Origin of the sequence: Actinoplanes sp. NPDC023801, from assembly GCF_040639655.1 — a bacterium.
GTDB lineage: Bacteria > Actinomycetota > Actinomycetes > Mycobacteriales > Micromonosporaceae > Actinoplanes.
Genome location: NZ_JBFAAI010000008.1, coordinates 290,899 through 299,149, shown reverse-complemented (window position 1 = coordinate 299,149; position 8,251 = coordinate 290,899). Strand labels below are relative to the sequence as shown.

The following is an 8,251-nucleotide window of genomic DNA, read 5'->3' as shown; positions in this document are numbered from 1 at the left end:
GTAACGTGTTGAGTTGACCGGTACTAATAGGCCGAGGGCTTAACCACCCTATACATTGCGCTTGCGTCCACTGTGTGATTCACAGCAAACGAACAACCACCCCGGTTTTTTGACGGGTTGCTGGTTTACTTCGCTGTTGCTGAAAGGTGTTTCGGTGGTCATAGCGGAGGGGAAACGCCCGGTTACATTCCGAACCCGGTAGCTAAGCCCTCCAGCGCCGATGGTACTGCACTCGGGAGGGTGTGGGAGAGTAGGACGCCGCCGGACTCAACGTTAAGAAAGGCCCACCCCACACGGGGTGGGCCTTTCTCTATTTGGTGATCTTTTTGCGTCTGAAATAATCCGCGTCGCTTCATAAATCGCGCGCCGGCCGCAACCGGGGTTACCAACCGGGACGGCCGCTGCCGTCGGGTTCTGTGCCGTGACGGGGGCGTGCAGAGGACTGGACGGCAGCGGCACATCCGCGGAGAGCGTGACGGCAGCGGCACATCCGTGGAGGACGGGACGGCAGCGGCACATCCGGGGAGCCGGTATGCTGGGTCCGGGCCGTGACTGGCGCGTTCGGATGGGCTGACCATCGTGGAGCGGCCCCGTCGAGACGACGACCTGCCGTGCGCCTGGGCCTCTTCGCTACGTGATAGGGAGGTCCCATGTCAGAGTTGAACGCCGAGTCCATCGCTTTCCGCTCCGCCCTCGAGGTGGTCCGTTCCGTCGAGCCGCGCATCGCCGACGCGATCGCGCAGGAGCTAGCCGACCAGCGTGAGTCGCTGAAGCTGATCGCGAGTGAGAACTACGCTTCCCCGGCGGTCCTGCTCGCCATGGGTAACTGGCTCTCCGACAAGTATGCGGAGGGCACCATCGGCCGGCGGTTCTACGCCGGCTGCCAGAACGTCGACATCGTGGAGTCGGTCGCCGTCGAGCACGCCAAGGCGCTGTTCGACGCTCCGTACGCGTATGTCCAGCCGCACTCCGGTATCGACGCCAACCTGGTCGCCTACTGGGCCATCCTGGCCGACCGGGTCGAGGTGCCGTTCCTGAAGAAGTTCGAGAAGCGGCAGATCAACGACCTCACCGACGCCGAGTGGGCCGAGCTGCGGCAGGCGTTCGGCAACCAGCGGCTGCTCGGCATGTCGCTGGACGCCGGCGGTCACCTCACCCACGGGTTCCGCCCGAACATCTCCGGCAAGATGTTCGACCAGCGCAGCTACGGGGTGGACCCGGCCACCGGTCAGATCGACTACGCGGCTCTGCGGGCCAGTGCCAAGGAGTTCAAGCCCGCGGTGATCGTGGGTGGCTATTCGGCGTACCCGCGGAAGGTGAACTTCGCGAAGATGCGCGAGATCGCCGACGAGGTGGGTGCGACGTTCATGGTCGACATGGCGCACTTCGCCGGTCTGGTCGCGGGTGGAGTGTTCACCGGCGACTACAACCCGATCCCGCATGCGCACATCGTCACCACGACCACCCACAAGAGCCTGCGCGGCCCGCGTGGTGGTGCCGTCTTCTGCCAGCCGGAGCTTGCTTCCCAGGTGGACCGCGGCTGCCCGATGGTGCTCGGTGGCCCGTTGCCCCACGTGATGGCGGCGAAGGCGATCGCGTTCGCGGAGGCCCGCCGGCCGGAGTTCTCGACCTACGCGCAGCAGATCGTCACGAACAGCCAGGCGCTGGCCGAGGGTCTGAGCCGGCGTGGTGTGCAGCTGGTCTCCGGTGGCACCGACAACCACCTGGTGCTGCTCGACGTGCACCCGTTCGGCATCACCGGCCGCCAGGCCGAGCAGGCTCTGCTGGACAGCGGCATCGTGACCAACCGCAACGCGATCCCGAACGACCCGAACGGCGCCTGGTACACCTCCGGCATCCGGGTCGGCACGCCCGCCCTGACCAGCCGTGGCCTCGGCGTCGGTGAGATGGACCAGATCGCCGAGCTGATCCACACCGTGCTGGCGAACACCAGCCCGGCCGAGGGTTCGAAGGCGAAGTTCAGCCTGGACCCGGCTCTCGCGGACCGGGTCAGCAAGCAGGCTTCGGAGCTGCTCGCTCCGTTCCCGCTGTACCCGTCGGTCAGCCTGGGCTGACCGGCCGCACCCGGCCGGAGCCGGCCGTAAGCATCGACGAACCCGCCGTGGCCCTCATCCGGTCACGGCGGGTTCGTGCTTTCCGGTGAGCGCCAGCACGAGGAAGCGCAGCAGGCCGCAGTCGTGTTCGCGCTCGTAGCCGGGCCGGGACAGCATCACGCTCCAGCTGTTCACCTCCTCGTCCGGGTCGGTCTCCCAAGGGCGGGTCGACTGCATGAGCCAGGAGACGGTGGCGCCGTCGCTGGTGGTGGCCATCGTCAGGCGGTCCGGTGCGAGAAGCGGACCGGGCTCGGAGGCGGGGAGCTGATCGGGGGCGATCAGATCGAGGTAGCCGCCCAGCGGACCGGGGCCGTAGGTGTCGACGAGCCAGCGGTAGTCGGCGGGCAGCGGCCGGGTGATCGCGGCCCAATCAATCGAGGGCGGCCGGGCCGGGGGCGGGACGAGTCCGGTGAGCCGGCCCGGGAGGTCCGCGCCCCACGCGAAGTGGGCTTCCACGATCAGCGGCAGGTCGGAGTCCTGCTGTACGTCCGCGACGGCGACGACCCAGTGTCCGGCCCGGAACAGGTGCGGGTCGAAGTGCCAACCCTCGAGCGGATCCAGGTCGAACGGGCCCGCCGGGTCGAGGGCGAGTTCCCCGGCGACGCTGTCAGCCAGCGCCCGGGCCTCCTCGTACAGCTGGGCGCTGACCGTGTCGTGGTCGCCGTTCGCGTACTCTTCGCGCTCCACGTCCTGGGGGTCACCGAAGTCACGGATGTCGACGATGATCTCCGCGCCGCCGTGGTGCGCCCGGGTGCCGGCCAGCATCCCGTCGAGCTGGAACGTCCGATGCCCGTTGCGCCGCGTCGACGGCTCCCAGCCGGCGGCGATCAGCACGTTCTCGAGCTCGTCGTTGTCGGGGACATCGAGGATGGGGGACAGGCGTCGCCCGAGGTCGGCGAGACGGTCACTGATCGAAATCACCCGACGAGCATGGCGTACGGGGTGGCAGCCGGCGAGGACCGGCAGCGGTCAGGACGCCCGCGGAAGACGCGATCACGGCGTACGGGGTGGCAGCCGGTGGAGGGTGACGTCGTGCAGGGCACCGCCGGAGATGTGGGCGCTCATCCAGGTGTGGTCGGGCTGCCGCCGGCGGTCGGTGGGTGAGCCCGGGTTGAGCAGGCGCAGACCGGTCGGGGCGGTGGTGTCCCAGGGAATGTGGGAGTGGCCGAAGACGAGTACGTCGGTGTCGGGGAACATGGCCGCGCACCGTTTCTCCCGGCCGGTGGCCTGACCGGTCTCGTGGATCACGGCGAGCCGTACCCCGTCGAGGGTGGTGCGGGCGATCTCGGGCAGCCGGGCCCGTAGCACCGGTCCGTCGTTGTTGCCGTAGCAGGCGACGAGGCGCGCGGCGCGGGCTTCGAGCCTGTCGAGCAGGCTGACGTCGACCCAGTCACCGGCGTGGACGACGACGTCGGCCTGGTCGATCGCCGCCCACACGGGGGCCGGAAGGTCACGGGCGCGCTTGGGCACGTGGGTGTCGCTGATGAGGACGAGCCGCATGCATACGATCCTAATTGTCCGTTCAGTGTTCGCCTGGGTGTTCTCGCGGGCGGCGCCGGAACCGGTTCCGGGGAAAGGGTTATCGGGACCGGTAAATCTCCGGCCGAAGCGATGGCCGAGCTTGCCACCAGCGAGAACGCCTTGACCGGTGGTGATCGGCGGGAGAACCTGACGGTTTGGCGGTACCGGTTCCGGAACCTCGCAACATCCTGGACATCGATTGGTAACGACTCTTAGCGTCGGGTCCGGGTGAGCGCTCTCCCAACTTCCCGGTTCCCCCCGTCCCACTAGGAGTTCCCATGAGACGCTCCCGCTGGCGGAGCGGCGTGATAGGCGGCGTCGTCGCCGTCCTCGCCGCCGGCCAAGTCGCTGTCACGTCGACCAGCGCCTCCGCCGCCGAGGTGCTGCTGTCACAGGGCAAGCCCGCAACCGCCTCCTCCACCGAGGCCGCCGGAGCCTATGCCGCGGCCGAGGCGGTCGACGGCAACCCCGCCACGCGGTGGTCGTCGGCCTTCTCCGACCCGCAGTGGCTGCAGGTGGACCTGGGAAGTTCGCAGGCCATCAGCCGGGTCGAACTGAACTGGGAGACCGCCGCGGCCAGGGCGTTCCAGATCCAGGTCTCCGACAACGCGTCGAGCTGGAACACGGTCTACTCGACGACGACGTCCACCGGTGGGAACCAGTCGCTGACGGTCAGTGGCACCGGCCGGTACGTGCGGATGTACGGCACCCAGCGGACCACCGGCTACGGGTACTCGCTGTTCGAGTTCAAGGTCTTCGGCGAGTCCGGTGGCCCGGTCCTTCCGGGCGGCGGCAGCCTCGGCGCCAACGTGGTCGTCTTCGACCCGTCGATGTCGTCGGCAAGCATCCAGGCCCGCGCCGACCAGATCTTCGCGCAGCAGGAGACGGCCCAGTTCGGCACCGGCCGTTACGTGCTGGCGTTCCGGCCCGGCACGTACAACAACCTGAACATCCAGGTCGGCTTCTACACCTCGGTGGTCGGTCTCGGTCAGAACCCGCAGGACGTGCGGATCAACGGTGACATCACCGTGGACGCCGGCTGGTTCCAGGGCAACGCCACCCAGAATTTCTGGCGCTCCACCGAGAACCTCTCCGTCTACCCGGTGAACGGCACCAACCGCTGGGCCGTCTCGCAGGCCGCGCCGTTCCGGCGGATGGACATCCACGGCAACCTGAACCTGGCGCCGAACGGGTACGGCTGGGCCTCCGGCGGATACGTCGCCGACTCGCGGATCAGCGGCACCCTGGGGCAGTACTCGCAGCAGCAGTGGCTCACCCGGAACAGCGCGATCGCCTCGAACACCAACGCGGTGTGGAACCAGGCGTTCGTCGGTGTGCAGGGTGCTCCGTCGGGTGCGAGTTTCCCGAACCCGCCGTACACCAACATCCCGAACACCCCGGTCATACGGGAGAAGCCGTACCTGTACCACACCGGATCCGACTACGCCGTCTTCGTGCCTGCCCTGCGGACCAACAGCACCGGCGTCAGCTGGGCGAACGGCAACACCCCGGGCACCAGTATCCCGCTGAACCAGTTCTACGTGGCGAAGCCCGGTGACAGCGCCGCGACGATCAACGCGGCCCTCGCCTCGGGGCTCAACCTGATCTTCCAGCCGGGCATCTACCGGATCAACCAGACGATCAACGTGAACCGGGCCAACACCGTGGTGCTCGGCCTCGGCTACGCGACGATCATCCCGGAGAACGGTGTCACCGCGATGCAGGTGGCCGATGTGGACGGTGTGAAGGTCGCCGGCATCCTCTTCGACGCGGGTACGACCCTGTCACCGAACCTGCTGGTGATGGGCCAGACCGGGTCGTCGGCGAACCATGCGGCCAACCCGTCGTCGGTGCAGGACGTGTTCCTGCGGGTCGGCGGTTACATCGCCGGCAAGGCCACCAACAGCCTGCTGGTCAACAGCAACAACGTGATCATCGACCACATCTGGGCCTGGCGCGCCGACCACGGCAACGCGGGAACCTACAACTGGGACACGGCGATCGGCGACCACGGTCTGATCGTCAACGGCAATGACGTCACGGCGTACGGGCTGTTCGTCGAGCACTACCAGAAGTACCAGGTGATCTGGAACGGCAACGGCGGCCGGACCTACTTCTTCCAGAACGAGATGCCGTACGACCCGCCGACCCAGGCGGCCTGGCGGACGGGTGCGGAGGGGTACGCCGCGTACAAGGTGGCCGACTCGGTGAACACGCACGAGGCGTGGGCGATGGGCAGCTACTGCTACTTCAACGTCAACCCGTCGATCCACGCGGACCGGGGTTTCGAGGTGCCGGTCAAGTCCGGGGTCCGGTTGCGCAACCTGCTGACCGTCTCCCTGGGCGGCAACGGTGTCATCGACAACGTCGTCAACACGACGGGCGGCCCGGCGCAGGGAACCGCGACCGTACCGTCCTACGTGGTCAACTTCCCCTGATCACTTACCGCAACCTGATGGAAACTCGCTGTTGACACCCTGATGGGGTGGGCGTCTACTCCAAGGCAGAGGTATTCCTCGATCTCCTTGGAGGCGACGTGCGAAGGTTCGTTGCCGCAGCGGGATGTGTGCTCATGGTCCTCGCCGGTGCCGCGTGCAATCGCGGCACCGGCGAGCCCGTTGTAGGCCTGATCACCAAGACCGACACCAACCCCTTCTTCGTGACCATGAAGAAGGGCGCGCAGGGTTCGGCCGGTACCGCCGGGGTCGACCTGCAGACGTTCGCCGGGCGGGTGGACGGCGACAACGAGGCCCAGGTGCTGGCGATCGAGAACCTGATCTCCTTCGGCGCCAAGGGCTTCCTGATCACCCCGAACGACTCCAAGGCGATCGTGCCCGCCATCGACCGGGCGCACGAGGCCGGGATGCTCGTCATCGCACTGGACACCCCGGTGGAGCCGGCCGACGCCGCCGATGCCACCTTCGCCACCGACAACTACGAGGCCGGCCGCCTGATCGGTCAGTGGGCGAAGGCGAAGTTCGAGGCGGAGAGCAAACAGGCGCGAATCGCCATGCTGGACCTCAACGCCAACCAGGTCTCCGTCGACGTGCAGCGTGACCAGGGGTTCCTGGAGGGGTTCGGGGTGGACGTCGGCGACAAGGCGCGCATCGGTGACGAGAACGATCCGCGGATCGCCGGGCACGACGTCACCGACGGCAACGAGGAGGGCGGTCGTACCGCGATGGAGAACCTGCTCCAGAAGGACCCGTCGATCAACCTGGTCTACACCATCAACGAACCCGCGGCGGCCGGTGCCTACGAGGCCCTGAAAGCGGCCGGCCGGGATCGCGAGGTCACCATCGTCTCGGTCGACGGCGGGTGCCCGGGTGTCGACAACGTGGCGAACGGGGTGATCGGCGCGACCTCGATGCAGTTCCCGATCAAGATGGCCGAGCTCGGGGTCGCGGCGATCGCGGAGTACGCGAAGACCGGCGCCAAGCCGCAGAACACCGCCGGCAAGAACTTCATCGACACCGGCGTGCAACTGATCACCGACCAACCGCAGGCCGGCGTGGAGGCGAAGGACTCCGCGTGGGGCAAGCAGAACTGCTGGGGGTGAGTGCGGAGATGGCTACCACCACCGCTGACTTCGAGACGCGACGGCACGACTCGTTCGGCCTGCGTGTTCAGCATCTGTTGCACGGCAACCCGGTTCTCGGGCCGCTCGCCGTACTCGTCGTGGCGATCGTGGCGTTCTCGATCGTCAACGGCCGGTTCTTCTCGGCGGCCAACCTGTCGCTGGTGCTGCTGCAGGTCACCGTCATCGCGACGCTCGCGCTCGGGCAGACGCTGATCATCCTGACGGCCGGGATCGACCTGTCCGCCGGGGCGATCGCGGTGTTCTCCTCGATCCTGATGGCGCTCTTCGCTACCGACGCCGGGGTGCCGGCGCCGCTCGCGCTGTTGCTCGGCTTCGCCTGCGGTACGGCGATGGGCGCGCTCAACGGGATGCTCGTGACCCGGATCAAACTGCCACCGTTCATCGTCACGCTGGGCACCCTCACCATCTTCTTCTCCCTGAACGCGGTGGTCAGCAACAGCGAGACGGTCCGGGGCGCGGACATGCCGGCGCTGATGACCTGGACCGGGGACGCGATCCCGATCGGGGACTTCCGGCTCAGTTACGGCTCGATCATCATGCTGCTGCTGTTCGGGTTCTTCGCGTACGCGCTGAGCTGGACGGCTTGGGGCAAGCACGTCTACGCGACCGGGGACGACCCGGAGGCGGCCCGGCTGGCGGGCATCCGGACGGGCCGGGTGCTGTTCTCGGTCTACACCACCGCGGGTCTGCTCTACGCGGTCGCCGGGTGGATCCTGATCGGCCGGCTCGCCTCGGCCAGCCCGAACGTCGGCACCGAGTACAACCTGGATTCGATCACCGCGGTCGTGCTCGGCGGCACCAGCCTCTTCGGCGGCCGTGGTGGGGTGATCGGGACCCTGATCGGCGCACTGATCGTCGGAGTGTTCCGTAACGGCCTGCAACTGGCCGGCGTCGAAGTGGTCTGGCAGGGCTTCGCGATCGGCCTGCTGGTGCTGATCGCGGTGTCGATCGACCAGTGGATCAGAAAGGTCAAGTCGTGACCGACTGCACCGCAGCGAAGCAAGGGCCAGGAGGG

The 8,251-nt window shown here is 67.5% G+C and carries 6 protein-coding genes, 1 rRNA gene and 1 riboswitch; of the genes, 5 read left to right on the top strand and 2 right to left on the bottom strand.

Annotated features, from left to right (window positions below; all coding sequences use genetic code 11):
• Window positions 1-150 precede the first annotated feature (150 nt).
• Together rrf and AB0G04_RS17980 are read left to right on the top strand one after the other, a co-directional pair.
• Window positions 151-267 (top strand): 5S ribosomal RNA (gene rrf, locus AB0G04_RS17985).
• Window positions 268-538: 271 nt separating this feature from the next.
• Window positions 539-630, top strand: a riboswitch (ZMP/ZTP riboswitch).
• 20 nt (window positions 631-650) lie between these two features.
• Entirely contained in the window at window positions 651-2,075 is a 1,425-nt protein-coding gene (locus AB0G04_RS17980) for a glycine hydroxymethyltransferase (RefSeq protein WP_360983338.1), read from the top strand.
• A 54-nt stretch (window positions 2,076-2,129) separates the two neighbouring features.
• Here AB0G04_RS17980 and AB0G04_RS17975 read toward each other — a convergent pair whose 3' ends face one another.
• Window positions 2,130-3,035 carry a hypothetical protein gene (locus AB0G04_RS17975; protein ID WP_360983336.1) on the bottom strand — a complete coding sequence of 302 codons (906 nt, stop codon included), beginning with the start codon at window positions 3,033-3,035 and terminating at the stop codon, window positions 2,130-2,132.
• A gap of 72 nt (window positions 3,036-3,107) precedes the next feature.
• Complete coding sequence (locus tag AB0G04_RS17970) at window positions 3,108-3,614, bottom strand: metallophosphoesterase (protein WP_360983334.1); 507 nt, start codon at window positions 3,612-3,614, stop codon at window positions 3,108-3,110.
• A 299-nt stretch (window positions 3,615-3,913) separates the two neighbouring features.
• Here AB0G04_RS17970 and AB0G04_RS17965 point away from each other — a divergent pair, with 299 nt between their 5' ends.
• The 3 genes from AB0G04_RS17965 (at window position 3,914) to AB0G04_RS17955 (ending at window position 8,216) form a co-directional block, all read left to right on the top strand.
• Window positions 3,914-6,073: a discoidin domain-containing protein gene (locus AB0G04_RS17965; RefSeq protein ID WP_360983332.1), complete on the top strand. Its 2,160-nt coding sequence runs from the start codon at window positions 3,914-3,916 to the stop codon at window positions 6,071-6,073.
• A 98-nt stretch (window positions 6,074-6,171) separates the two neighbouring features.
• Entirely contained in the window at window positions 6,172-7,194 is a 1,023-nt protein-coding gene (locus tag AB0G04_RS17960) for a substrate-binding domain-containing protein (protein WP_360983330.1), read from the top strand.
• Window positions 7,167-8,216 carry an ABC transporter permease gene (locus AB0G04_RS17955; protein ID WP_360983328.1) on the top strand — a complete coding sequence of 350 codons (1,050 nt, stop codon included), beginning with the start codon at window positions 7,167-7,169 and terminating at the stop codon, window positions 8,214-8,216. The genes AB0G04_RS17960 and AB0G04_RS17955 overlap by 28 nt, the downstream gene beginning before the upstream one ends.
• Window positions 8,217-8,251: the final 35 nt, after the last annotated feature.